Here is a 26,034-nt window from a genome sequence, read left to right on the forward strand (position 1 = left end):
CGTCCGCGAGAGAGAGGTCCCATGTCCGATACGCAGACCGGCGGCGCCCCCAGGCACGCCAACCCGACGGGCGCAGAGCCCAAGAAGCCGAGAAGAGCTCCCCTCGTGGTCGCCGGCATCGCCGCGGCAGCCCTCGTCGCATGGGGTGCGGGAACCGTCGCCTTCGGCGGTCGCTTCACGCCGAACACCAAGGTCAACGGCATCGACGCGTCGGGCAAGACCGCCGAGGAGGTCGCGGCCCTCGTCGACGCCCGCGTGGCCGCGTGGGGCGCGGACGTCAGCGGTGACGGCGCCTCGTTCAGGGTCGACGCCGCCGGCGCCGGCCTCTCCGTCGACTCGGCGGCGCTCGCCCGCGAGGCGCTCGCACGCACCGACGCCAAGGCATGGCCCGTCACGCTCGTCGCAGGCTCCGACATCACGGTCGACCAGGCCGTCACCATCGACGCCCCGACCCTCTCCGCCATGGTCGAGGGCCAGGTCGCCTCGATCAACCAGAACGCCAAGGCCCCCGTCAACGCGACCTACGCCTACGACGGCGCCTCCGGCTCGTTCAAGGCGGTCGCCGAGGTACCCGGCAGCGCCATCGACGTGGCCGCCGCGACCGAGCGCATCCGCAAGGCCGCCCAGACCTTCGAGACGAGCATCCAGCTCGGCGAGCAGGAGCTCGCAAGGCCCCAGGTCACCTCCGCAAGCGCCGAGCTCAAGGCAGCCGTCGACAAGGCCAACAACGCCCTCCAGCTGCAGATCCCCCTCACGAAGGAGGGCGCCGAGGTCGCGCGCGTGGGAAAGGACCAGATCGCGTCCTGGGCGACCGTCGGCGCCGACCTCGCCCTCACGCTCAACCGTGACGCCGTCATACAGTGGTCCGAGGGCACCCTCGCAGGGCTCGTGGCCAAGTCGGACGAGGAGAACGACTACGAGATCGACAGCGAGGCCCTGGCAGACGCGCTCTCTGCGCACGTGGCCAGCCTCGACGCGGGCGCAATCGAGCTGCCGCTCACCGTGGTGGCCTCCCGCCCGCCCGAGAGCGACGGAGCGCGCACCCGCGGCCGCCACGTCGACGTGAACCTCGGCACGCAGTACGCCCGCTTCTACGACGCGGACGGCTCGGTCATCTGGCGCGCGCCCATCGTCTCCGGCAAGACCTCAGACGGTCACGGGACTCCCACCGGCACCTACTCGCTTGCTGCCAAGAAGATGCACGAGGTCCTCGTCGGCCTCGACGAGGACGGCGACGGCGAGCCCGACTACCGCACCAACGTCACCTACTGGATGCCCTTCAACGGCGGCATCGGCCTGCACGACGCCGACTGGCGCGGCTCCTTCGGCGGCAGCATCTACTACTACTATGGCAGCCACGGATGCGTGAACCTGCCCCCTGCCGAGGCGGCACAGCTCTTCTCGCTCATCAACGTCGGCGACACCGTCTACGTGCACTGGTAAGGCGAAGCGCCCCTACTCGACCTCGAACCGGCGCAGGTCCACGCCGAGCTCCTCGGCCTTCTGGCAGAGCTCGTAGCCGTCCATGTGCTCGATGTCCGACAGGTCCAAGACGGCGGCCGGAAAGCCGTTGAAGGCCGCCGTCCCGACGTAGTCCTCGAGATACTCCCGAAGCGCGTCCACATCGATCGTCGCCATGCGACACCTCCCCCGAAGAGACTGCTGCCCCCATGATAGGACCCAGGGGCCGCAAACGACGAACGCCCCACCCGCCCAATCTCTGGACGGGTGGGGCATCACGGTTCGGACGCTGGTCAAGCGGCAGACTCGCGAGCCTGACCCTACAGCTCCTCCTGCGAGAGCACCTTGAAGCCCGCGGCCTCGATGGCCTCGACGGCTCGCGTGGTCTCGTCGGGGAGCTTGACCTTCAGGATGTCGACGGCACGGTCGCCGGAGGTCGAGAAGCAGTAGCCGTACTCGACGGGGATGTCCAGGTCGTCGAGAACGCCAAGCAGGTCGGCTAGCCCGCCGGGGCGGTTGGGCACCTCGAACGCGGCGACCTTGGTCACCATGGCGCGATAGCCCTTCTCGGCGAGCGCATCGCGCGCACGCGTCGCGTCGTCGCAGATGATGCGCACCACGCCGTAGTCGGTGGTGTCGGCGATCGTGAGGGCGAGCATGTCGACGTCGGCGTCTGCGAGCGAGCGGCAGAGCTTGGCGAGGCGACCCTCGGCGTTCTCAAGGAAGACGGTGAGCTGATCTACCATTACTGATTCTCCCCTCTCAGGTCGATGACGCGCTTTGCCTTGCCCTCCGAGCGCGGGATGCTCATGGGCTCGACGAGCCTCACGCGCACGCCGACGGAGAGCGCCGCCTTGAGCTCGGCGGAGATGCGGCCCTGCAGCTGCTCGATGGCACCCGTGGAGTCGAAGTCGAAGTCGGGGTTGACCTCGGCCTTGAGCGTGACGACGTCGAGGTGCCCCTTGGTCGTGAGCTCGATTTGGTACCAGCTCGACACCTCGTCGAAGGTCTCCATGACCTGCTCGATCTGGCTCGGGAACACGTTCACGCCGCGGATGATGAGCATGTCGTCGGTGCGGCCGTGCAGGCGGTCGATGCGACGGTGCGTGCGCCCGCAGGCGCACTCGCCGGGGATGATGCGCGTGATGTCTCGGGTGCGGTAGCGCACGACCGGCGACGCCTCGCGGTCGAGCGTGGTGATGACCAGCTCGCCCCACTCGCCGTCGGGCAGCACCTCGCCCGTGGCGGGGTCGATGATCTCGCAGTAGAAGTGGTCCTCGGCGATGTGCAGGCCGTCCTGCTCCATGCACTCGACGGCCACGCCCGGCCCCATCGTCTCGGTCAGGCCGTAGACGTCAAGCACCTTGTAGTCGAACTTGCGCTCGAGCTCCGCGCGGAAGTTGTCGCTGAACGCCTCGGCGCCGTGGATGCCTGCGCGCAGGTGGAAGTCGCGCGCGGGGTCGAGCCCCATGGCGATCGCGGTGTCGGCGATGTGCATCGCGTAGCTCGGCGTGCAGCACAGGATCGTCGAGCCCATCTCGCGCAGGACGCGGATCTGGCGCTCGGTGTTGCCGGCGCTGATGGGGATCGTGGTCGCGCCCGAGAAGAGACTGCCGTAGTGGGCCCCGAGACCTCCGGTGAAGAGGCCGTAGCCATAGCAGATCTGCACCACGTCGGAGCGGCCGCCGCCGGCGTAGGCAATGCCGCGCCCAAAGCACTCCGCCCAGAACTTGAGGTCGTGCTCGGTGTAGGCGCCCACGGTCGCGACGCCGGTCGTGCCCGACGACATGTGAATCTCGCGCACGTCCTCCCGCGGCACCGCAAGCATGCCAAACGGGTACTCGTCGCGCAGGTCCTGCTTGCACACGAACGGCGCGCGCGAAAGGTCCTCGAGCGACGAGACGGAATAGGGGTCAAAGCCGGCCTCGTCGAAGCTCTTCTTGTAGAAGGGCACGTTCTCGTAGCACGCGACCACCGTCTTCTTGATGCCCTCGAGCTGCATCGCCTCGATCTGGTCGTGAGGCATGTGCAGCACGTCGTCTCTCTCTTCCATGCAGTTCCCTTCGCGTTGCGGGCAGGCCGCCCTTGGTACATGAGGGCATGGTAGCGACATAAGATTACGGCGCCGTTTCCAGCGCCGCAATCGGGTGAAGCTGTCGGTGAGAAGAGCCTGCCGCCCTACCCCAGGATCAGTCCGATCACGTGGGCGCAGAGCCCGCCGAGGGCGATAGTGATGGGCAGCGTGATGAACCAGGCCGCGATGATCTTACGCGCGATGCCCCAGCGAACGGAGCTGCGGCGGCGGGCCGAGCCGGCGCCCATGATCGAGGTCGTGATGACCTGCGTGGTCGAGACCGGCGCGCCGAAGGCGGTCATGGTCTCGATGGCGACCGCGGAAGACGTCTGCGCGACGAAGCCGATGACGGGGTTGAGCTTGGTCACGCCGTCGCCGACGGTGCGCATGATCCTGCCGCCGCCGATGGAGGTGCCGAGCGCCATCGTTGCCGCGCAGGTGAGCTTGACCCACAGGGGGATGCCGGCCGACGCGTCGGCGAGCCCGGCAGTCACGAGGGCCAGCGTGATGATGCCCATGGTCTTCTGGGCGTCGTTGTTGCCGTGGCTGTACGCCATGAACGCGCCCGAGACGATCTGCAGCTTGTGGAAGAGCCCGTTGGCGCGGTGCGGCGTCCAGTTGGCGAACAGCTCGAACACGAGCTTCATGACCAGGTAGCCCAGGGCGAGGCCGATGAGCGGCGAGGTGAACAGCGGCACGATGACCTTCTCGACCACGCCGTCCCAGCGCACGTGCTGGGTGGTGCCGGTGAAGACGATGGTCGCGCCGATGAGGCTGCCAATGAGGGCGTGCGACGACGAGCTGGGAATCGAGCGCCACCAGGTGAACAGGTCCCAGATGATGGCGCCGGCGAGCGCCGCAAGGACGACGTAGAGCTCGAGCTTGACGTCGACGAGGCCCGCGGCGATGGTCATCGCGACCCTCTCGCTCGTGAGGGCGCCGATGAAGTTCATGGCCGCGCTCATGATGATGGCGGCGCGCAGCGGCAGCGCCCTCGTGTAGACCGTGGTGGCGATCGCGTTGGCGGTGTCGTGGAAGCCGTTGATGAACTCGAAGACCAACGCGGCGACGAGTACGGCGATGAGAAGAGCGCTAACCATTCTTCACGATGACATTCTGGATGGCGTTGGCGACATCCTTGCAGGCGTCGAGGGTGTCCTCGACCTTGTCCATGAGGCTCTTCCACTTGATGACGTCGACGGTCTGGCCGTGCTCGCGGAAGATGGTGGCCAGCGCGTCGCGGTAGACGAGGTCGCCCTGGTCCTCGACGTCGTTGGTGGCCTTGGTGTGCTTGAGGATCGAGGCGTCCTTCTTGAAGTCGGAGAACTTCGCGAGGGCCGAGTCGAGGTGACGCGTCGCCTCGAGGATGAGCTTGGCCATCTCGACGGCCTCCGGGCGCATGGCGTCGATGTCGTAGAGCTTGAAGCGGGCGGAGACGTTCTCCAGGCCGTCGACGATGTTGTCCATGTCGAGGGCGAGCGCGGAGATGTCCTCGCGGTCGAACGGGGTGATGAAGGAGGAGTTGAGCGTCGAGATGATCTTGGTGACCTGGTCGTCGCCCTTGGTCTCGAACTCCTTCACCTCCGGGATGCGGTCGATCGAGTTGGGGTAGTCCTCGACGATCTCGAGGAACAGCTCGGCGGTGGAGACGGTAAGGGCGCTGAACTCCTGGAACAGCTGGAAGAACACGTCCTCTTTGCGCTTGACTCGACTCATATGTAGGTATGCCTTTCTCAAAGCACCCGCAGGAATGCACATGAATATCCTCGGGTGGCATTAGGCCGACGTGGCTATGTTAACAGTTCGCAAACGTGCAGTTACGCCATTTACCGATTCATATTTCCGCAGATGAAATTTCCTTCGACCGGCACATGTCCTTGTGCTATCTCACGCCACTCAGACGCGCGGGTCGGGAGGCCCCACGGGCGGTCGCGCCCCTCCCCCATCGGCGGGCGCTACATCGGCATTCGTCGCGCTACCCTCATCGGCCCCATCGACTTCGCGGCCCTCGCGCACGAGCGGCCCGAGTTGCGGCAGCGACATGCCCGAAAGCTCGCGCACCGCACGCACGAGCGACGGCACGTACAGCGCGACAAGCACGACGTAGAAGATGACGGTCACGGGGGCGTCGTCGCCCTTCGAGACGTACTCGGTGCTCATCGCCTCGCCGAAGATGCCGTTCGAGACCACCATGAGCAGGAAGTCGTCAAGCGCGTGGTAGAGCGAGGCGCCCACGAGGCTCCCCGAGCGCATCACGCAGGCCGAGAGCACCACGCTGTAGATGCCGGTCTGCGCGATCTTGAGCAGCGCCTGCGCGAGCTGCAGCGGGTCCGCGACATCCGTCGTCGTCCAGTCGACGTGCATGCAGCCAAAGGCGAGGGCGGTCAGAGCCACGGCCACGACCATGCCCGACCTCCTGCGGCCGAACGCGGCCAGAAGCCCGCCCAGCGCGATGCCGCGAAGCATCGCCTCCTCGAACACGCCGATGGCCAGGCAGACCACGAGGCAGTACGCCACGTTGGGAAGCCACCTGTCCGAGACGGGCGTGCCCTGCGCGCAGTAGCCCACGACCTGCATCACCATGAGCACGAACGAGATGAGGATGACCGCACGGCCCAGCTGCCACACGCCGCGCAGGTCGTCGGCCGTGGGCACGAACGCGCGCCACCCTCCCAGCACGAGCACGCCCAGCACCGCAAACGCGGCGGACACGCCCTCGTACACGAGCAGGTTCTCATAGATGCCCGGCCACACGGCGTCAAGCGAGAGGAGCGTGACCACGGGCCCCAGGATCACGACGGCCAGCACCGCCAACGCCGCGGCGAGCTTTCCGTAGCCACCCGATGCAGGTCTCTTGCCGGCCATCGCATCTCCCATCCACGCCGCGCCACGACGCCGCCCAAATCGATGCGTCGATTCTACCGCAGCCACCCGCACGCCCGCGGGTGCGTCGCCGCGCGGCAACCGCGGCCGCTCGCGTGTTGTTCGTGTTAAATCTCCCGCTCACGCACGCGTTTCGCCCCACGCCACGCGCGTGACTCGGTAGCATGGCACTCAACCGGGCGCCCAGGCGGCCGCCCCACGCGCCAGCACCGAAGGACCAGCCATGTGCGAACTCTTTGCCATCAGCTCCGAGCATCCCTACCGGGCGAACCGATACCTCGAGGAGTTCTACTCCCACAGCGAGAAGCACCCGCACGGCTGGGGCATCTCCTGGCGCCACGGCAGCCCCTTCGACGAGCAGGCCGTCACCATCATCCGCGAGCCCAAGCGCGCACTCGACTCCGAGCGCCTGCGCGACCTGCTCGCCTCCCCCATCGAGCACCACGAGCTCATGGCGCACATCCGCTACTCCACCGGCACCAAGATGGTCGAGAGCAACTGCCACCCCTTCCTCGAGGTCGACATCACCGGCCGCCAGTGGACCATGGAGCACAACGGCATCCTCTTCAACGAGCGCCTGACCTCCACCTACGACGCCGCGACCGAGGGCGACACCGACAGCGAGCGCATGGCCGCGTTCCTGCTCGACGTCACCGACGAGGCCTTCATCCGCGGCGCCAAGCCCGACTTCGACTCGCGCTTCGCCGTGCTCGCCGGCGCGATCGTCCAGCTCGCCAACCGCAACCGCGTCAACGTGATCCTCAACGACGGCGAGTACACCTACGTGCACACCAACACCTCGCGCTGCACCCTTCACTGGCGCACCTTCCAGGACGAGAAGAGCGGCCAGGTCACGGTCGTGAGCACCCAGCCCCTTGGCGGCGAGGCCGAGGCCGACGAGTGGAAGCCCGTGCCCCCCAACCGCCTCATCGCGCTGCGCCGCGGCAAGCTCGTGCGCACCTCCGCGCCCCACGGCTACCGCTTCTGCGAGACGATCCTCGACCTCCAGCGCGCCATGGGCGTCCCGCCCGAGGACTTCGTCGCCTAGCGGCCGAGAAGGGCCCTGTACTACTCTCTCTAGCCACGCTTCAACTTGTCAGTAGCTTGTCAGTAGCTTGTCAGTGACCATGACCGGAAGCGATGGACGCGGGTAGTCGTGCCCATCTTCTGCCATCGTCCACAACTTCAAGGAGGGCCCAATGGCAGAAAGCGTATCAGAGATGATCAGACGCCTAGGTATGTCCGAAGGAGACTTCAGACAGGATTCGGTCGCGATCAACAAGGCCCTCAACGCCGGGGCGAGAGTTTCCAACCTGCAGGTTATGACCATTCACACGACCAAGAAGGGCTGGGGGAAGCTCAAGAGCGCTTGCGAGAACTGCACCGCCGCATTCATGGGATACGTGGCCGGCAACTACTCCGGCTGGAAGTGGTAGGAGAAGCGATGGTTGACTTCAAGACGATTTCGATCCGTGGCCGCATCGCCTACGGCATCATGTGCGCGGAGAGCTACGCCCTCACGAAGTTTCCGAATCGCGAATGGCGGCCGCTTTTTCAGGTGCTCTGGGAAATCTCGCGGGACGACGTCTACTGGGACGAGTGGGCTTCGGAAGTCATCGACAGGCTCCCGGAGATGGTCCTCTCCGACGACCCGCGCGATTACGAGGATACGGACCCTGAGGTGCTCGGCCAGTGCCGAGCGCTATACCAGGGAATGCCCGAGGCCTTCAACAGGATCCTTTCGAGCATCGTGGACATCGAGGAGGCGGACGCCTACACCGTCGTCGAGGGGTACGGGGCGGCTGCCCTCGAGAGCCTGCAAGACGTGATCGACGTCATGCAGGCCGAGGGCGTGGAGCTGCCCGACCCGGCGCCTGTCGCCGCCATGAAGTTCGAGGACGACGGCCGTGGAGGCCCCTTCGACACGAGGTCACTTTCCAGCATCCTGTGAACTCCTGCCCCGTGACGCCGCGGGAGACAGCAGTGTCTTCCTGATGATGCGCCTACCCGAGGAGCGTCAGCCGACCCCCCTCCCCCGCAAGCGCAACCAAGCGCACCAAACCCCAACCCCCAAACGCAAGCGAGGCCGGGCCGCAAAAAACGCGACCCGTCCTCGCCCCTTAGTCACACAGGCGCCCCGCGCCTAGCCCAGGCGCGCGCCCTCCTCGCCGTCGATCTCGACGTTCGCGTCGAAGAACGCCGTCAGCGCCCGCACGGCATAGGCCGTGTCGAGCGCGCCCGCCGTCTCAAAGCTCGAGTGCATCGCCAGCTGCGGCAGGCCGATGTCCAGCGCGTGCACGCTCACAGACCTCGCCTGCAGGTTGCCCAGGGTCGAGCCGCCACGTGCGTCGCTCCTGTTCGCGAACGGCTGCACCGGCACGCCCGCGCGCTCGCAGATCTCGCCGAACACCGCGCGCCCGAAGGCGTCGGTCGTGTACGTCTGGCTCGCGCATTCCTTCACCACGATGCCGCCGTTCAGCCAGCAGCAGTTCTCGTCGTCGGTCTTCTCGGGGTGGTTGGGATGCACGGCATGCGCGTTGTCGCAGCTCACCATGAACGAGCGGGCGATCGCGCGGATGTAGCCCTCCTCGTCGGCGCCCAGGCACCCGGCCACGCGCACAAGCACGTCGCGCAGGAAGGTCGACAGCGCGCCCTGGCGCGTGCCCGAGCCCACCTCCTCGTTGTCGAAGATCGCGCAGACCGAGACGTCCTCCTCGTTGCCGCTCGACAGGAACGCCTCAAGTGCGGCGTAGGCGCACTGCAGGTCGTCCAGGTGTCCCGCCGAGACGAACTCGCCGGCCTGGCCCCAGACCCTCCCCTCCTGATGGTTCACCAGGTACAGGTCGCTCGACACCACGTCGTCCACGGCAACGCCCAGCTCGTCGGCGACCATGCGCGCGAAGTCGCCGCGCCCGAGCTCGCCCGCCGAGAAGAGCGGGCACAGGTCCACCTGACGGTTCAGCGCAAGGCCGGAGTTCGCGTCGCGGTTCATGTGGATGCACACGCTCGGGATCAGCAGCACGTCGCGCTCGACGTTCACGAGGCGGCTCTCGACGCCCCCGTCGACGCGCACCATCGCGCGGCCGGCCACGCCAAGAGGCCGGTCGAGCCACGTGTAGTCCAGCATCCCGCCGTAGCCCTCGACGTTCAGGCGCAGATACTCGCCCGGCCCCTCGAGCTCGGGCTCAGCCTTCACGCGATACGTCGGCGAGTCGCCGTGCGCCGCGGCCATCTGGAACCGAATCCCGTCGGCGTCCACGTCCTTGCCCACGCGCCAGCACACGATGCTCGTGCCGTTGCGCACCGTGTAGTACGAGCCGCCGGGCACGAGCTCCCATGCCTCGCCCTCGGCGAGGTAGGTGGCACCCGCGGCCTCGAGCCTGCGGCGCGCCTCCGCCACGGTGTGATACGCCGTCGGGCACGCCCCCACGAACTCGAGCAGCCCCTCGGCAGTCTTGGCCATGCCCTCACGCACGTCCTCGCTCAACTCACGCTTCTCGCTCACGCTGTCTCCTTAGCCCCGCGGCCCGCGCAACGGCACGCAACGGCGCGCCGCGCGACCACGGATCTCCTCGATGATTTGCCACCCCAGTGTGCGCCACTTGGAAGGGCCCCGCGCCATCCCGCGAACCCATCACAGTATTTGCACTCACGCCGAGAAGAGCAATGCCTCGGCAGGCAAGGACCACCGGGACATCAGGGCCAAAGGTGCTTGACAGAACGCGCTCGTCAAGCGCAGTGTCACTCGCTGTCGTCGGGCGACATCAACCAGCCGCGCGCGAACTCGTCCGCCTCACGCTGCTGCTCGTCGGTCGTCCCCTGCGAAGTGGAAAGATGGCCGCATACGATATGGCCGAGCTCATGGAAGAGGCTGAACCAGAACCTGTCGGCGTCCTTTCCTCGTACCGTCATGGCACAGACGATCTTGCGCCCGTCGTAGAAGGACGTCCCACGGACTCCCGTACCCGGCAGGGCCGGCAACAGCACGAGCGCAACGCCACACTCAGCGAGCAGCCGTACGAGCTCAGGGCAAAACTCCGACGGGCCGCGCGTGGTCATGGATCTAATCTCGGACATGGCCTTCTTGAGTCGCGCGATGTTGATGGGTCCAACCTCTATACCGCGCGCCTCAACCCTAGCCTTCTGGGTCCAAGCCCATAGGGCCGTGTTCGAGCCATTCGCCTTCCTGCGGCACGCCGTGCATGGCAGCAGCTCGTCACCAACAAGGCTCAGACGAATGACCTCGAAGAACTGACGAAGGTAAGTGACTCGCTCCACGGCCCTTCGTGTCTCAGGCAACCAACCAAGCTTCATCATCTCCCGATAGGGAAAAGACTTCGAAAGCTCGACGTCCTCTTCCATTTGATTCTCGGCGGAGACCTTTGCGAGCTGGTCGCGATAGTGTGCCTCGAGATTGCTCCAGAAGCTTGCAGGCACGCCGAGAACAAGCTCCAACTTGTAGGCGGTATCAGGCGTGAGCTGAACCTCACCGTTTATAAGCTTGCTAACGTGCTTCTGCGACATATCCAGGCGCGCAGAAAACTCTTTCTGAGTCATTCCGCGATCCAGAAGCTGCTCCTTGATAGTTGCACCAGGAGGGACTGCGACATACGTTTTGCTCTCCACTTTGAAACCACCTTCGATTTACCTGATAGGTAAATCGATTGTAGGTGAAACCTCATCACTCACCACTCAAGCACCTGCTTACGGCGCACATGCAGCGGCAGACGTATCGGAGATCTAAGGAACAGTTGCGGCAGCGAATCGCTGTCCACTGCGACCAATTCGCAAGACCCTGCATCACTGGGGAAGGACGAGCTCCATCGGCTCTGAATCACGGCTTCCGAAAACAACATCACGGTGATACTCAAGGAACTCTTGGCTCGGCCTATGCGTTCTAGGAAGCGCGATCTGGCGGCCACGGGTGGCCATGAGCCAACGCATGCCCTCACTATCGGCCTTTCGAGCCATTCTGAGGAGACCATCCGACATGACAATTCGATAGTCCCGATCGAGCGTAATCATCCCCTTATCAACTACCTAGTGGGAATCCATATTCGCCGCACCCAGCTCCAGCGTCGCCCGCTTGGCGGACTCAGCGATGTTGTTGCAGTACTCGTTAAAGGCGGCAGGGTTCACGCGATACAGGCAATTACCCTCAAGCGCCAGGACGCGCCGTTCCCAACATGGCCGCGAAGTGGCTTCGACGGTTCTTCTCGCTGGGTTACATGGCATTTTGTGTCATTGGTCATATGCCCGCACCCAACATCAACAACCTAGACCTTACATGGTCAACCATAGCAAAGCGCACCCGTCAGCAGAGACAGACGAACCGTCTCCAAACGAGCTTTGAACATCACGCAGGGATGGCCAAATATGCACGGGACACGAAGGTGGCAGCAGCACGCAAGCGTGCCAAACAACAAGCCGTCAGCGCTATAAATAACCGTAGCGCCGTTTGGCTTCCTTTGTGCGGCTATGCTGAAGCGCGGATTCCGCTATCTGATAGTCCCTTAGCTCGGAGTCGACAGACGAATTCTCCCAATCCGAGATGGTCTCAAGGAGCCTCGTAATTGCAGAGCCGTTTCCATAACGACAAAGCGCCACCAGGGCCGCATCAAGCCGCTTGTCAAAGTAGAGCTCCTCGAGGAAAGCGGAGAGTTCTTCTGGGTCCAAATACGAGGTGATCTCAGCCAATGCGAAACCCGCCGTTGCCGGCTTGACCAATCTCCTCCACTCTCCTCCATGGTACATAGCGTCAACCGACCTATCTTCCACCTCTTTACCAGATGGGAGCCTCAGGTTCCCACAGTTACGTGGCTCAAGGTAGTCGAGGGTCTCATAACCTCCGCTATAGCATTGGAGGGGAGCAACCCGTCTGGGAACCTCACATAGACTGACGACGAGCTGTAGTGCCTCGGGAGCGCATGTGCCTTGCCCATCAGCAAGAGCCACTCCTGTAGTGATGGCCTTTCTGATGTCCGGCTTAATCCTCACCCTCTTAAGCCATTCAGCCACAAGCGGCTCAAGACCGGCACTGTTCTTGTCGTCCGATGAGCCCGAACGTGATTCTTCCGCATTCCTCGAAGCGGGAATGCCCGTGACGCTATCGTCCCAGACGCCGAATTCTACCGATGGGACCGTTATGTCGTAGCCGTATTTTTCTTTATTTCGCTTCATCTTGTCGAAAAGGTCATTCTTCTTGGCAAAATACTCTTCACGTTCCGCCTCCGGCATGGACGAGGGAAGGCAGACCCGCTTTGCCGCTGCCTTAATGTTGGAATCAAAGAATGCATCGCAGACCTCGGTGTCGCAGAAACGACACTCATCAACGCTAAAGTCCCATTGAGACCCTATATATGCATAATCTTTTGCTCGGATAGTCAGGGTCGACAGTCTCAAGCCATCGAAGGCTTCATTATCAATCGCCCATGCGCTTTCAGGCAGCTCAATTGATTTCAGCGAACTACAGCCTGTAAAGGCATTTTTTCCAATGATGTGCAAGCCATTAGGGAGCGTCACCCTCCTCAACGACTCGCACCGCATGAAACATGCCCTGCCAATCGTACGAACGCCTTCGGGCAGACGGACCTCCTCCAGTTGGCTTTTTCTCACCTCGGAATTTGGCGAATCTCCCGTAGGGCTGAAGGCTCTTTCTCCGATTATCTCAACCTTAGACTTCCCGATGCATTCCGGTACCTCAGCTACCGAGGATTGTCCTAGCCATGAGGTAAGGACGTATGCCTTACCCTTCTTCTTCACATCCCAAATCGTCTCCAGCTCGTCGATGTCTGACATCTTGCCCCCCTCGATCGACCTTCAATAAGACTCAGTCCGTTCGTACGCATCTTGCAAAATGAGACGCATAAGAGTTTGCATTATGTGCCGCAAACTACACGGAGAAATTCGGCAGTAGCACACATGCGCTCCTTAAGCGACACCCGCTGCCTTACGCATGTAACCCGAGCGAGCGAGTCGCCTAGCCAGGACGTCAGAGTGTAGGTACTGCCAGCCTTCTTCACCTTCCAAGTCTTCTTCAGCTCAGCTACGGTCGGAAGCTTCTCCACTGCGTCCAGCCCCTAATCAAGCTCCAGACCAGCCGAGCGAGGCCTTTTGGTCGTAGCCGAATCAGAGTACTCGAGCAGCACGGCAGTCTGCTCGGTCAGCCCCCTTTCCGTGGCGACTTGGACCAGATGGCCCGCATCCTTCGCGGTGAGTATCTTTTGCGCGATAAGCCACTTCAGTACGTCAATGTCGAAGCGGAACCGCACCAAGACCTCCTCTACATGCCCCTTGATATAGGTTCTGTAACCCCTGGCGATCTGCGCAGAGACCTCCCTGCCCTCCATAGAGCCGCGCACGAATCCCGCGACGCAGTTCTTCTTGTAGTCAAGCTGCCTTATAGCGGAGCAGGCAATGCCCGGCGCGAAGACGTCTGCCTGTGCGATCGCGCCATCGCCAAACCACTTCTCGAACACAGTCAGAGAAGGCGGAAGCACGACGTAGGGCGAGGTGTTCGAGAACGCAGACTCACTGATAGAGGTGAGCATGCTGGCGCACCCAAGATCAACCGTCTCGAGGGCGCCGCTGTTTGCAAACGCCTCTTCGCCTATCGATTCGAGTTCAGAGCCAGGTTTGACGCTGGCTTCGCGTAGGGCCTCACAGCGCGCGAACACGTTCGCAGCGAGTCTCTTCACACCGGCCGGAATACCGCACTTTTCCAGCTTCGAACACTCATAGAACGCCATCTCACCGATATCCTCGAGAACCGACCCATCACCAAACTCAACCTCCTTGAGCTCCAGACAGCACATGAAGGCGTAATCGCCGATTCTTCGGACCGTGGCAGGAATGACCATGCGCTCGACATGGCATCCCTCGAAGGCATGGGCCTCGATGTCGACAACGCCCTCCGGGACAGCGTAGGCGCCTGTCACCGTAACCGGAACGCGGATGAGCCTCGAGAGGTCCTTGCTGTATAGGGCACCATCGACGCTGGCATAGCTCTCGTTGCCTTCGTCAACCTCAATGCATTCGAGCACCAAAGATGGGTACTCTTCGTCCGGGTCAGTCCAGCTGTAGACCGGAGAGGGCCAGGCCGCGTCCCCCTCGTTGCCAAACGCATCGGCGCCTATGTTCTCGACGCTTGCGGGAATGCGAATCGACTTGAGGGGACAAGCCCAGAAAGCGCAATCTCCAATCTCCTTGAGACCATCAGGCAACTTGATCTCTTGTATGCGGCAGTAGCTGAAGGCGTCCGCCCCTATCGACTCCAGCCTCGAGCCGGACTCGAATTCGATATCGGTAAGCTTCGGGCAGAAGAACGCGCCAGACCCTATCGAAACAACCGATGCGGGTATGGAGACCTTAGTGATCCCCAGTGGATCCACCGCTCCTCGGTCGAAGGCCTCCTTGCCAATCTGCACAACAGGCAGCCCCTCGACAGTCCCGGGGATAGACACCTCGGCAGCATCGCCACGATACTTGGTGATAACAATGCCATCCTTGTTCTTGTGATAGCTATATCTGGCCTTGAACTCGAGGTCCTCTTCTGATTCGTTGCCAGAGGTGACGTTGACCTTGGCCTTCTCGAGCACCGCGCGAATCTCAGGGTTTGCTGTCTGGACGACCAGATTTGAGCAACCACTGAATGCGCTCTTCCCTATCGACCTCACCGAGTTGGGGATGACGAGCTTCTTGATGTGGGTGTTGCGGTAGAACGCCTTGTCCCCAATGGCTGTAACCGCCACACCGTCGACCTCCGAGGGGATTTCGAGCTCCTCGTCCCACCGGTAGAACGCGGCAATACAGTACGTGCCATCCGGGTTACGCACCAACTCGAAGAGGTCGTCCTTGTCCCACCACTTGTACGTGGGAAGGTCATCCGACGGATAATCCTTGTGGAACTCCACGCTGACCCAGTCGGGGGAACCGGCGCGGGAGTACACCTCCTCATACACGTGCCGCTCCTGAGCTATGCCCTTGAGCTTGAGGTCGGGCAGCCCTTTCAGGAGCGTCCTCAGGTCATCCTCCTTGAGCCTGAAGTACCACTTCTTGTACCTGATCTCGGAGACACCCTGCGCAACTTGAATCGTCTCAATGGCGTCGGCGACGATTCGATCGATGGCCTTCCCCAGCATCCCCCTTGCTTGCTCGATGTCACCATCTGAGCCCCTCAGAGCAAACCATCCCAAGCCCCACGTGAGTTCGTTGATATGCGACGTTGCCATGTGAGTCCCCAATCCTCTTTTGTTCACACCTAGCGGAGTCTCTACTCCTCCAGCGCCTTGATCTCCTCCAACAACCCCAGCCCACGCTCGGTGAACAGCAGGCTCTTGTTGTGCTTCATGAACTCCTTGCTCCCGTGCTCGCTCACCAGGCGGATGAGCACCGGGTCGGCCGAAAGCTTGGTCACGTAGATGAGCGATTCCTGGGAGTCCTTACCGAAGGCCCCGTCGAGGAAGAGGAACCCCGCGTCGAGTGCGGCGGTCGCCTCCTTAACGAGCTGAGCTTGCGCCTTGCACTCCGCGTTGAAGGAAGCCTTGGCGGCGTCGAAGCTGCCCTTGCCCTCAGCGGCCCCGCGCGCCACTGCCGCGCGCACTCCACGCAGCACGCGCAGGCGCTCGGCCTTGATGACCGAGCGGTCGCCCACTTGTCCGCGCACCTTCTTGCCGACGGTGCCCTCGGAGGAGACGGCGGCCACACGGCGGTCGACCACCTCGACAGGGCTTTCGCTCCTGCCGAGCGCACCCTTCATATCCAGCAGGTCCTTGCGCGCGAGCCTGAGCGCCTCCTCGAGCTCGATGGCTCCGTGCGCACGCTCCAGCATCGCGTCAAGCAAGAGCCCCACCAGCGCGACGCGCTCGTCGAAGGGCGCCGCAGCCGCGCGCTTCGCAATCTCCGCTCCGGCGCGGCCTGCCAGGATGTCGGTCACCTTGTAGTCGTCCTCGTACTTGCGGAAGAGCTCGTAGTACACACCAAAGTCCTCTGAGACCTCAGGGTCCTGTAGATAGCGACCAGGCAGCGATGCGGGCGGAACCATGCCCTCAGCCTCGTATGCCTGCAGCATACGAGAAAGATCCTCCCAGCCACGTGAGGTCACAATCTTGGAACCACGGGCAGCCGCGCGCACCTTGTAGAAGCTGCCGGGCTTGGCGTCGAGGTAGGTTGTCACTGCGGGGTGCACGCCGTGTGCCGCAGCGTACTCTTGCCAAACCTGCAGGTTGGGATCCACGTCGATCCTCATCAGGCGGTCGAGCATCGCCGGGTCGAACTCGCGCGCCGCGCGGTTGTACTCGGGCGGATTGCCCGCGCACACGATGGCCCACCCCTCGGGCATGCGGTGCATGCCGAACGTCTTGTACTGCAGGAACTGCAGCATGGCGGGCGCGAGAGTCTCCGAGACGCAGTTGACCTCGTCGAGGAAGAGGATGCCCTCGGCCACCCCGCTCGCCTCTCGCGCGCGGTAAACCGCCGCGATGATCTCGCTCATCGTGTACTCGGACACGCTGTAGGACTCTCCTTCGAACTCCTCCTGCGCGATGAACGGCAGGCCGAGCGCGCTCTGACGTGTGTGGTGCGTGATGGAGTAGCTCACGAAGTTGATGTCGAGCTCCTCGGCAATCTGCGCCACCACAGCGGTCTTGCCTACACCGGGAGGTCCCAGCATGATGATGGGCCGCTGCATGCGGAACGGTATGCGCAAGAGACCGTGCTCGTCACGCGAGAGGTACGCGCGGATGGCGCCCTCGATCTGCTCGGTCGCGTCTTTGATGTTCATGGGCGATCTGCCCCCTCCTCACCTGATCCCGCCGCTGCCGTCGATGGCGGCGTCGTCCAGCACTATCTGAGCCGCCCAGGGCGGCACGATTTCCTTGCGGTAGTTCTCGTCGTAGAAGACGAAGGCCACCTTGTAGTCGGGCATCCACTCGGGATAGGTGCCCCACCCGTCCGTGAAGTAGACAAGCCCGCCGAGGTTCTCGAAGACGCCCTCCTCAACCAGCCGGTCCACGTAGGCGAAGGCGGGGCGGAAGTCCGTGCCGCCCATGCCGTGCAGGCGCATCGTCCTCCCCCACTCCTTCAGCTCCTGGAGGTTGGTGATGACGTCGTCGGTCTGCACGGCGGCGTCGCACTGCACGATGTGCACGTGCACACGCTCGAAGAACGCCTCGGTGGACTTGAGGATGTCGAAGGTCGCGTCGATGAAGCGCCGCACAATGCCGCCCCACACCGAGCCACTCGTGTCGATGACGATGACGAACTCGCGGACGCGCTTCTCCTCGCGGTACTCCAGCGGCTCGATGAGCGGCAGGTTGCCGTACAGCTTGAGCCCGTAGGTGTAGTAGACGTAGTCGAACTCGTCATCAGAGACCTTGAGCACCTCGCCGGGAATGGCGAACTGCCGCAGGAAGTCCGCGTAGTCAACGCGCGCGTGGCTCGACTCCTCGAGGTCGTCCACGAGTCCCTTGAGGCCCTGCCCTCGGCTGCGCGCGTAGGTCTGAAGGTTGACGGCGAGAGACTTGGCCACGCGCCGCCAGCCGGCCATCTCAACGTCACGGCGGGCGCGTGATACCTCGCGCAAGCCGAGGCCGTGGGTGCGGGACGCCGCGAGGTCGCGGCCCGAGCCCGCGCCCTTGCCCTGGCCGGAGCCGGGCTTGTCGGAACCGCCGCAGCGCTGACCGTCTCCCGAGCCGACTCCATTTGCGGAAGACCGGGTACCGGCTTCGTCGTTTTCCGAGGCGGCATCCTTACCGACACCATCGCTGTCCCCGCCTCTAGACTGCCGTCTGCTCGATTCCGTTTGAGCTCCTGAGCCAACCACCGAGGATCCCTCGGAGCCTTCGTCTACCCCGTCTCCGTCGGAGCTCACGGGCCCGACCGCTCCTCCCCCGCTCGGATACCATGGCAGGTGGCTGTCAGCAGCGAAGAGCACCTCCCACGAGGAGACCTGCTCAGTCCACTCGCCGCCCTTCAAGACCTTGTAGACTTTCTCGGCACCGGCCCGTTTACCAAGCTTAGTGTCGACCTTGCTCAAGACGCGCTGGATGTCAGCCCCGCGAGAGCCCGAACGGGGTCCACAGACCTCCGCCACCACGCGCTCTGCTGCGATGTCGCAGGCGAGGTTCCACAGGCGCCGGTCAATGCTCGCACCGACGTAGGGGTGCAGAAAGACGCAGTGCATTACGCTGTGCATGAAATCGTGCTTGGGCGCTTCCCGATCGCGCACGAACCCGTCACAGATCCGCTGTGGGTCGATCGCGAGCTCGGTGCCGTTGGTAGCCATGGGCATGAGAAGCGGCATGCACACGATGCGCAGTCTGCCGACCGCTGCCGAGAGGAAGTGATTGTCCGCCAGGGCGAGTGCCTTGGCAAGCTCCACCACTTTCAGGGCGGCACGTTCGCGGTCTGTCAGCAGCTGCGTGGGCATGGTTTCTCTATCCCTTATGCGCCTCGAACTCAGTTGGGTCGACCCCGAATTGTAGGGCGGTGGCCAGCAGTTCCTCGCCGCTGGCACCCTCGACTTCTGCAACGTCCACCAGCGCGGCACCATAGCCGGCAAATGCTGCCGTACCGCACAGGTCGTGCAGGTACGACCTCAGTGTCTCGAAGTCGATTTCCATTCTGGCATGCGCCCCCTGCATCCGTATCCCCGCCATCATCCGATAGACTGCCTGCATCGGCAAGCTGCGCAGCCGTCGCGCGAACGCGAGCCCCACGTTCCTGCGCACGAGCTCCTCAGGTGGCACCTCACCCTCCTCAGCATCCGTGTAGAAGCCCTCGAGCTCGTCGAGCAAGCCATGCAGCTCGTCGTCCTCCGCAAGGTCGCCGAGCCCACCCGCCAGGTACTCGCCGAGCGCCAGCTCAATCTCGCCCATCCAACGCGGATCCTCCGCGCAGCGCTTGTCGGGGTCCAGCCCCGCGCGCGCTTCGTCCAGCAGCTCCGAAATCCTGCGGGCAATGGGGCTGTCGAATCCATGCCAGCCGTCATTTTTAGATCGTCCTAGACGCCCTCCCTGTCCCGACTGTCACACAACACCACCTCCGGCATGAGCGGGCAGCCGCCCATGCAGAGCTCCCTCATCCCGCAGCCCGGGCACGCGCCACGCATGCGGTCGCGGAACGCCTCGAAGGGCGCGCTGTTCCACGCGTCCTCGATGGTGGTCCCCGCCTCGTCGCGCAGCTGCACCTCGTAGAGCCGCCCCTGGTCGAAGCTGCAAGGCGTCATCCCCAGACCCGGCCCGATGTAGCAGCTGAAGCGCCCGCCCTCGCAGGTGTCCAGGCTCTCGGGCAGAACGGTCCTGCAATTATGGATGGCGCCCGGCACCGTACAGCTATCCATACCTACTTTGAAGGGGTGCGGCTCGTCAACCAACTGGAAGAAGCGCGTCACGCGCGGGTCCTCCGCCTTGAGCACGTTAGCCTCACTCCCCAGCCCCGCCGGCTTATGGAGCAGGAAGATGACGGCATTGAGCCCCTCGGGGAAGTCTTCGCGCTCCATGCGGTCGATGGCCTCGTTTATTGAGTTGTTGCCCAGCACGTAGTGCACGTTGGTCTTGACCCCCGCATCGAGCAGAATACGGATGGCATCGTAGGTGTAGTCGTTTCGGTACCAGCTCACAGCCACGGCGCCGCAGTAGCGCCTGCAGAGCTCGGCCTTCTCGGAGGTGAACGCGAACCCGCTCGTAGTGAAGTTGGGCACCAACATGTTCTCGCGGGAAATGCGAAGCAGTTCCCCAAAGTGCTCATGGCAGTCCGGGTCGCCGCGACCACCCAACGCGAGCTGGTTCGTGCGGCCGCGGCACTGCTCGCAGATCCAGCGGAAGCTTTCGAGCGACATGTTGGACTGCTCCACCACTGGCCCACTCTGGTAGCAGCCGATGCCCGCCAGCTGGCAGAGACCGCTCTTGCCGTGGAGGCAGTGGCCCATCACGCCCACGTCGATGAGGTGCGGGAACGACGCCATGAACGGGTCCACGCCCGTATCGCAGCCCTCGTCGTCGAGCACGCCCGTGCGCACGTAGGCGCCCGTCTCGGTATCGAAGGCGCTGACGAAGCGATACTTCTTGTCAACAACTCTATAGCGCATACGTCACCCCCCCTACAAAAGGCTGAAGTCGTTTTCGAACTCCTCGACGTTTTTTGCCCGATTGAAGGTAAACGTGCGGGTGTTCATGCTCGTGCAGTCGGCAACGTACTCGAAGAAGTCATCGTTGTTGACCTCTTCTATGGAGCAGCCCTTTTGCGCAGCTATGATTTGCTTGACCTCCAGCAGGGACTCCGCGTCGTACATGCCTTGGTCGAACCTAGTCTCGCTGTCGCCTCCCCATTCCGTGTCAGAGACGCTCCAGGAGACCTCCTCCGTCGCTTCCTCTATCTCATCGCGGTGCTCCGCAATGGCACGCACCAGCGGGGCGATGGGAATGCGTGTGGGTTCCTTCATGCCGGCGCCGAGAACGCCCATTCTCTCATGCGATTCATTCACAACGCCCCTGCACAAGACGGACAGTACCTCTCCGAGCGAGTCGGGTACCTGCTCATCAAAGATGTCGCGCTCCTCCCAGTCTCCCCACACCTCCTCTCGAGAGGAATCGGCATGCAGCCCAATCGATTGCAGAAACTCCCCCTGCCCGCGCCCTTTCACCACTCTGTCGTAGTTCTCAAGCATCTCCGCAAGCGGCTTGCACTTGATACTCAAATGACAAAAACTGCTACTGCTCGAGTTGGTTACGAAGTCTCCCCTAACCTTCATCTTGCCCCTCCTTCGGGCCTACAGCCAATCTAGGTACTCTGAGGCCATGCCGAGCTCGTCTTCCGCGTTGATTGGGAACTTGAAGGAATACGCAAACCCCTTTCCCTTCCCGTCATATCGGAATGTGACCTCATCGAAAGCCTCATCGGCCGACGCAGCGTCATCCTCATGCGCACATACCTCTGAGCCACTTGCCTCTTTTTTTGCGGGCAAGGCATACGCATACCCGTCTTTGACCAAATACCGTGGGTTGCCCTTTGCGATTCGAAGCCTCGAAGGCGGATAGACCTCAATAGGCCCATCATCCATTTCCGCGAAGCCGTCGATAAATGGCCCGGCTTCCAAGCCGCAAAGCTCCAGCCAAGAATAGTCATCAATGTCGACGAGCGTTGCGGGTAGCTCCACCCGGTCCATTCCGTAGGCGCCGAGTGCAGTAAAACAACCGGACTCGATGCGCTCCACGCCTTCGGGAACCTTAATTCGCACATCATAAACATCGTCGTAGGGCGTGAAACAGCCTTGGCCGAGCACGTTGACTTCCTTGGGCACGGCGATCGTGCACGACTGCCCCCTCGGCCGCTTGTAGTAGCACGAGAGGAGCCTCCTGATATCGCCGTCCAGCTCGACTAGGCTACCCCTCAGTGACATATAGCGCGGATTGTCCTTCTCCACATCAATGTTGACGGGGCCGTCATAATCCCAGCGCGAGAAATCAGAGGATGCCCGTGCATGCGAGAACGCATCACCTCCTATGTCGGTGACGCCAGCAGGAATGAGCACTTTCTCCAGCCTCGTCTTGCGAAAGGCTTTTTCTCCGATAGTCCGCAGCGTGGATGGAAGCGATACTGCGCAGACATTCGTCTTAATGAAAGCCGCACGTCCTATGGCCTCAACTCCCTCAGGGACGACGACCCTGTCCGGCAGGTTCGCGGCGTCGCAATCGAGAACGGTCTTTCCGTCCACCGACATCAGCATCCCTTGGGAAACCGTACTTGCTGACGCATCTTCGGCATAGAACACACGGAGCTGAAAGGTGGCGTCTCTTCCACCAGAGATTCCGATTACATATGCATACACGCCCCCGCCTGTGAGGCCCCATTCAGTGGGACGGTATGCCTTCGAGACGAGCTCTCGACCTTTCCCGTTTTCGAAACGGACTCCACCAAGATCGTACTCACAGAACCGGGCGTGCACATAGACCCCGTCAGACACCAGCTCGATCGGATCACCCAGCCTCAGCATTTCGAAGTACTTATACCTATAATCGTATCTCTTGCTAGTCTCGATACTGCCATCCAGCTCGACGAGCTTCGCATTAGGAGATGATGCGAGAAGCTCATGCGGGTCGGCCGAGGCCCTCTCCGTGAACTCCTTGAGCACCTCATCGCTCGGCCTCGGAAGGGACTCCTCGCACGAGAGCCTCGACACCAGCTGCTCGTTTTCGAGGAACTTGCTGGGAGTACCAAGACCATGTGCTGAGAGGTACTTCTTGATGTCTTTTATATTGGACTTCCACTCAGGATTCGCCTCACCGAAATCGACTGCAGTCCTAGGCCGGACCGCGTGAGAGTACTTCTCCCGCAGCCGGGCCATCATGGCCTCAAACTCGCTTTCAGGAAGGTCAGGCTTGCGCTTACGTCCGGGTGTGCCGCCCGCAATGATGCCACGCTCCTTGAGAAGCGTTCTCGGAGTCTTGCCGTAATACTTCCAGCTCCAGTAATTAATGGAGGAGAAAAGCTTGCCCCAATCTGGGTGCAATGGCTTCTCGACAGCTCGGAGATCTTCGATCGACAAAGGCTTGTCGTCCCGCTGCGCGTACGCACTCTCTAACTCTGCGAGAAAGGCATCGGTATCTGCGTGCGACACAGACCTCTCGCCCACAATTCCGCGCTCGACAAGCACCTTGAGGAACGTCATGCCGAAGACGGCTCGCGACTCGTTCGAAATAGTCTTAAACTTGCTTGCAAGGTCAGGGTTCTCATCGCGAACTGTGCCGATATCGGGCGCGGGTTCGCGACCCTCGTAACGCCGCGCGAGCTCGTCAACGATAGCAACAGGATCGATGGACTTTGGCCGCCCACTCCTGAGGTTGTAGTCAGGCACTTCGTAGCCGTAGTCGCGCAGCAAATCCGCCCAAGACTCGTAGCCCAGCATCTTGGCCTGCCTGATCAAGTTATCTTTGGTCTTCGCATGCAGCCTGGCAAAGCCCGTCACCACTCGGTCGGGGTACCATTCGTCAATCTTCTCAAAGTAGCCGCCGAGCTTGTCAGTCACGCTCGCGACAATGGAATCCACGGCGTCCTCCGGCGCGATGCGATGCCCGACGGGATTCTTCGCCGCCCTCCTGTCCAGCTCGATATCGAATCCCTCGTTGTGGAGTAACTCCACGAAGGATGCGTATCCCATGTCTGACGCCAGCGAGCCAAGTCGCTTAGAGAAGTTATCGTGCCCCCTCTTCAGCTCTTCTGACGTTAATTTCCCCTGCGGATACCACCCCTTCACCTCTGCCAGCATGGACTCCAACTGCTCGCCGCAGCGGGCAGCTATCCTCTCCCGCCGATCTTCAGTCAACTTCGGATGCTCCATGGTTTCCCCCTAGTGTCGTCCCTTGCGACAATGGCAAGGTTCGCCCCCATCCTCTTTGTGATTACAAGCAGCTCCTCACCGCCTTACCGTCATCGCTCGACATCAGCAACATCCACAAGCGCGCCACACATGTCGGAAATCGCAGCCGTCCCGAACATGTCAAGCAGGCACAGCCTCGTCGCATCAACGTCGATTTCCACACCGACATGCACCCCCCGAGTCGCACCCCTGTCGCCATCCGATGGACTACCTACGTCGACAGGCTGCGTAGCCGTCGCGCGAACGCAAGCTCCACGTACCTGCGCACGAGTCCCTCGGGCGGCGCCTCGTCCTCTTCTGCATCCGTGTAGAAGCCCTCGAACTCGTCGAGCAGGCCCCGCAGCTCGTCGTCCGATACAAGGTCGCCAAACCCACCCGCCATGTACTCGCTAAGCGTCAGCTCGATCTCGCCCACCCAGCGCGGGTCCTCCGCATAGCGCTTGTCGGGATCCAGTCCCGCAAGCGCCTCGTCCAGCAGATCTACCTCCCAACAGCGGATCACGGGGCCACCAGTGTTGGCCACAGCAGGCTTTTTCAGATCGTCCACGCCAACCACCCTCCGTAGCTCGCAGCGACATGCCGGTTTCGCCAATGGCGTCCTCGCTCCTCCGGGACCTACAAATCGTTCACGCCAAGCCGAGCGCCTCGAAAGCGGGTCTCAGGAAACTTTCATAGAGCCTTTGGTAGAACGGCTGCAGCGTACCTCCAGCGAACAGGCCTCCCCCTCCAGGCCCGCCGACCCGGAACTTCTTTAGGGCGGAGGTGGCATGATCGAGGAAGTTGAACGAGATGGACTTGCCGTCTGGCAACGTCGCGACGAGGGCGTACGACGAGGGTCCGCATTCGAACCCGACCTCGAGCCCCATCTCGCTGAGGTCGTTGTAGACCTGGAACATCGTGTAGGCCGCAAGCCTCTTCGCGAGCACCTGACGGACCTCGGCATCATGCCCCTTCTCTTTGTGCAGCGTCATCGCGGACACGGCAACGGCGCCTAGGACCCCGTCCTGGGTCATGACGGTAAAATCCAGCCTCACCTTGGCGACCCGCTGCATGTCGAAGAGGTCAAGGGCGTGTGCCGCTGCTATGTAGAGCCATGGGTCCTCAGGCCTTCCGCCCCGCTCGAGAGTCCTCTGGCCCTCTTCAACAATTCGCCTGAGCTCTTGCGCTCCGTACTCGGGCTTATAGCTGTCCTGGTTCTTCTTTTTCACTGATGCCTCCCTTTCACGTTATACGTACCTGACCAACCTCACCTCCGCTACGCAACAGATTTCTTTCACCCTAGGACATGAATCGAGTTCTGCCCTTGCGCGCGGACGCCCCTCCACATTCGAGGGCGCGCATGCCTCACCTATAGGGTGTTTCTCGCTTAATCGCATGCCCCCAATGCGCTAGTGCAGGTCAGCTCAGGCTCTTCGGTACGAGTACCTTTATGTACTTGTCTCCGTCGCTCAACAGCCTGAAGACGAGCATGGCGAAGGCATCAGCGTCCACCATCCTGCTTTCCTCGCCCGAGGCGCCCTCGAGCCCCAGCTCGACCTTCACTCCTGGCACAGGTAGCTCTGTCGAATCACTCATCAGCGCGTCAGCCAGTCTCATGAACGTCGCATGCCTCACCTCGGACCCATCGAGCTCGAATATGACAGTAACTTCGTCTGAATCGCCAGCGTTCTCGCCATCGCCAGACGACTCGGTGTCGAAGTAGGTGAAGTACGCCCCTCCGTCGTCCTCGCACGCCTGGACGAACGAGGTTGGCACCAGACGTGGGAGCAGCTCGTCTCCCTGCGACTCAATCTCGTCCTGCAAGGAATCGGCGTCACACCCCAGCAGTTCCCCCCACTCGTCCGACCCCATGGTGACCGAGAGGTCGAGAGGACTCTCGGAAGACCAGACCGTTTCCTCCCCAACCGACTCAGCCTCGACAAGATCGACGCCCCCGTAGCAATCGAACCTCTCGACGCCCCAGTCACTCTCCACAACCATCAGGCCGTAGGAGCCATCACCCAGTGTCGCGACCTCCTCGAGCGCCTCTTCGATTGCGCTTATCGGCCCAGCATTCACGCCGGAGTACTTAACGGCGATGCCCACGTAGCCATCCCCGGCCTCGGTGGTCGTTTCGCACCAGTCGATACCGTCCCCCTCAAAGGAGAAAACTTCGGCGGCCTTCTTTGCCAGCCCCTTCCCCGCCTCCGCCTTTGTAACTACGTGAGCCTTCGCCGACACATACTGCATGGATGACATATGA

23 protein-coding genes are annotated in these 26,034 nt (G+C 62.5%); 4 read left to right on the top strand and 19 right to left on the bottom strand.

Annotation, left to right across the window (positions count from 1 at the left end; genetic code table 11):
* The first annotated feature begins 21 nt into the window (after positions 1 to 21).
* Positions 22 to 1,443 (top strand): L,D-transpeptidase family protein, encoded by a 1,422-nt coding sequence (locus M5D76_RS08005; RefSeq protein WP_248922860.1) that lies wholly within the window; start codon positions 22 to 24, stop codon positions 1,441 to 1,443.
* A 12-nt stretch (positions 1,444 to 1,455) separates the two neighbouring features.
* Here M5D76_RS08005 and M5D76_RS08010 read toward each other — a convergent pair whose 3' ends face one another.
* The 6 genes from M5D76_RS08010 to M5D76_RS08035 all read right to left on the bottom strand — a co-directional run bounded on the left by M5D76_RS08010 (position 1,456) and on the right by M5D76_RS08035 (position 6,400).
* Positions 1,456 to 1,638: a hypothetical protein gene (locus M5D76_RS08010; RefSeq protein ID WP_248922861.1), complete on the bottom strand. Its 183-nt coding sequence runs from the start codon at positions 1,636 to 1,638 to the stop codon at positions 1,456 to 1,458.
* Positions 1,639 to 1,781: 143 nt separating this feature from the next.
* Complete coding sequence (locus M5D76_RS08015; protein ID WP_248922862.1) at positions 1,782 to 2,207, bottom strand: hypothetical protein; 426 nt, start codon at positions 2,205 to 2,207, stop codon at positions 1,782 to 1,784.
* Positions 2,207 to 3,514 carry a phenylacetate--CoA ligase family protein gene (locus tag M5D76_RS08020; RefSeq protein ID WP_248922863.1) on the bottom strand — a complete coding sequence of 436 codons (1,308 nt, stop codon included), beginning with the start codon at positions 3,512 to 3,514 and terminating at the stop codon, positions 2,207 to 2,209. The genes M5D76_RS08015 and M5D76_RS08020 overlap by 1 nt, the downstream gene beginning before the upstream one ends.
* 125 nt (positions 3,515 to 3,639) lie before the next feature.
* Complete coding sequence (locus M5D76_RS08025) at positions 3,640 to 4,635, bottom strand: inorganic phosphate transporter (RefSeq protein ID WP_248922864.1); 996 nt, start codon at positions 4,633 to 4,635, stop codon at positions 3,640 to 3,642.
* Positions 4,628 to 5,251, bottom strand: a complete 624-nt coding sequence (locus M5D76_RS08030) for a DUF47 domain-containing protein (protein WP_248922865.1) — start codon at positions 5,249 to 5,251, stop codon at positions 4,628 to 4,630. The genes M5D76_RS08025 and M5D76_RS08030 overlap by 8 nt, the downstream gene beginning before the upstream one ends.
* 180 nt (positions 5,252 to 5,431) lie before the next feature.
* Positions 5,432 to 6,400: a CPBP family intramembrane glutamic endopeptidase gene (locus tag M5D76_RS08035; protein WP_248922866.1), complete on the bottom strand. Its 969-nt coding sequence runs from the start codon at positions 6,398 to 6,400 to the stop codon at positions 5,432 to 5,434.
* A 241-nt stretch (positions 6,401 to 6,641) separates the two neighbouring features.
* Here M5D76_RS08035 and M5D76_RS08040 point away from each other — a divergent pair, with 241 nt between their 5' ends.
* The 3 genes from M5D76_RS08040 (at position 6,642) to M5D76_RS08050 (ending at position 8,369) form a co-directional block, all read left to right on the top strand.
* Positions 6,642 to 7,466 (top strand): class II glutamine amidotransferase, encoded by an 825-nt coding sequence (locus M5D76_RS08040; RefSeq protein WP_248922867.1) that lies wholly within the window; start codon positions 6,642 to 6,644, stop codon positions 7,464 to 7,466.
* A 151-nt stretch (positions 7,467 to 7,617) separates the two neighbouring features.
* Positions 7,618 to 7,854: a hypothetical protein gene (locus M5D76_RS08045; RefSeq protein WP_248922868.1), complete on the top strand. Its 237-nt coding sequence runs from the start codon at positions 7,618 to 7,620 to the stop codon at positions 7,852 to 7,854.
* An 8-nt stretch (positions 7,855 to 7,862) separates the two neighbouring features.
* On the top strand, positions 7,863 to 8,369 hold the full coding sequence (locus M5D76_RS08050) for a hypothetical protein (protein WP_248922869.1): 507 nt from the start codon (positions 7,863 to 7,865) through the stop codon (positions 8,367 to 8,369).
* Between the two features lie 192 nt (positions 8,370 to 8,561).
* Here M5D76_RS08050 and M5D76_RS08055 read toward each other — a convergent pair whose 3' ends face one another.
* The 13 genes from M5D76_RS08055 to M5D76_RS08115 all read right to left on the bottom strand — a co-directional run bounded on the left by M5D76_RS08055 (position 8,562) and on the right by M5D76_RS08115 (position 26,030).
* Positions 8,562 to 9,923, bottom strand: a complete 1,362-nt coding sequence (locus tag M5D76_RS08055; RefSeq protein ID WP_346348409.1) for a M18 family aminopeptidase — start codon at positions 9,921 to 9,923, stop codon at positions 8,562 to 8,564.
* Between the two features lie 236 nt (positions 9,924 to 10,159).
* On the bottom strand, positions 10,160 to 11,044 hold the full coding sequence (locus M5D76_RS09295) for a helix-turn-helix domain-containing protein (RefSeq protein WP_346348410.1): 885 nt from the start codon (positions 11,042 to 11,044) through the stop codon (positions 10,160 to 10,162).
* An 810-nt stretch (positions 11,045 to 11,854) separates the two neighbouring features.
* Positions 11,855 to 13,216, bottom strand: a complete 1,362-nt coding sequence (locus M5D76_RS08065; RefSeq protein ID WP_248922871.1) for a leucine-rich repeat domain-containing protein — start codon at positions 13,214 to 13,216, stop codon at positions 11,855 to 11,857.
* A gap of 281 nt (positions 13,217 to 13,497) precedes the next feature.
* Positions 13,498 to 15,648 (bottom strand): leucine-rich repeat domain-containing protein, encoded by a 2,151-nt coding sequence (locus M5D76_RS08070; RefSeq protein ID WP_248922872.1) that lies wholly within the window; start codon positions 15,646 to 15,648, stop codon positions 13,498 to 13,500.
* A gap of 41 nt (positions 15,649 to 15,689) precedes the next feature.
* Positions 15,690 to 17,198, bottom strand: a complete 1,509-nt coding sequence (locus tag M5D76_RS08075; protein WP_248922873.1) for an ATP-binding protein — start codon at positions 17,196 to 17,198, stop codon at positions 15,690 to 15,692.
* Between the two features lie 18 nt (positions 17,199 to 17,216).
* The gene (locus M5D76_RS08080; protein WP_248922874.1) at positions 17,217 to 18,845 is read right to left on the bottom strand and encodes a VWA-like domain-containing protein; all 1,629 of its coding nucleotides are present in this window, start codon (positions 18,843 to 18,845) and stop codon (positions 17,217 to 17,219) included.
* Between the two features lie 7 nt (positions 18,846 to 18,852).
* On the bottom strand, positions 18,853 to 19,293 hold the full coding sequence (locus tag M5D76_RS08085; RefSeq protein ID WP_248922875.1) for a hypothetical protein: 441 nt from the start codon (positions 19,291 to 19,293) through the stop codon (positions 18,853 to 18,855).
* A 125-nt stretch (positions 19,294 to 19,418) separates the two neighbouring features.
* The gene (locus M5D76_RS08090; RefSeq protein ID WP_248922876.1) at positions 19,419 to 20,504 is read right to left on the bottom strand and encodes a hypothetical protein; all 1,086 of its coding nucleotides are present in this window, start codon (positions 20,502 to 20,504) and stop codon (positions 19,419 to 19,421) included.
* A 12-nt stretch (positions 20,505 to 20,516) separates the two neighbouring features.
* Entirely contained in the window at positions 20,517 to 21,167 is a 651-nt protein-coding gene (locus M5D76_RS08095) for a hypothetical protein (RefSeq protein WP_248922877.1), read from the bottom strand.
* Between the two features lie 18 nt (positions 21,168 to 21,185).
* Positions 21,186 to 23,753, bottom strand: coding sequence for a leucine-rich repeat protein (locus M5D76_RS08100; protein ID WP_248922878.1), 2,568 nt, complete (start codon positions 23,751 to 23,753; stop codon positions 21,186 to 21,188).
* Between the two features lie 250 nt (positions 23,754 to 24,003).
* Positions 24,004 to 24,339, bottom strand: a complete 336-nt coding sequence (locus M5D76_RS08105; protein ID WP_248922879.1) for a hypothetical protein — start codon at positions 24,337 to 24,339, stop codon at positions 24,004 to 24,006.
* 79 nt (positions 24,340 to 24,418) lie between these two features.
* Positions 24,419 to 25,000, bottom strand: coding sequence for a hypothetical protein (locus M5D76_RS08110; RefSeq protein ID WP_248922880.1), 582 nt, complete (start codon positions 24,998 to 25,000; stop codon positions 24,419 to 24,421).
* A 190-nt stretch (positions 25,001 to 25,190) separates the two neighbouring features.
* On the bottom strand, positions 25,191 to 26,030 hold the full coding sequence (locus M5D76_RS08115; protein ID WP_248922881.1) for a hypothetical protein: 840 nt from the start codon (positions 26,028 to 26,030) through the stop codon (positions 25,191 to 25,193).
* Between the last annotated feature and the right edge of the window lie 4 nt (positions 26,031 to 26,034).

Origin of the sequence: Olsenella intestinalis (genome assembly GCF_023276655.1) — a bacterium.
GTDB lineage: Bacteria > Actinomycetota > Coriobacteriia > Coriobacteriales > Atopobiaceae > Olsenella_J > Olsenella_J intestinalis.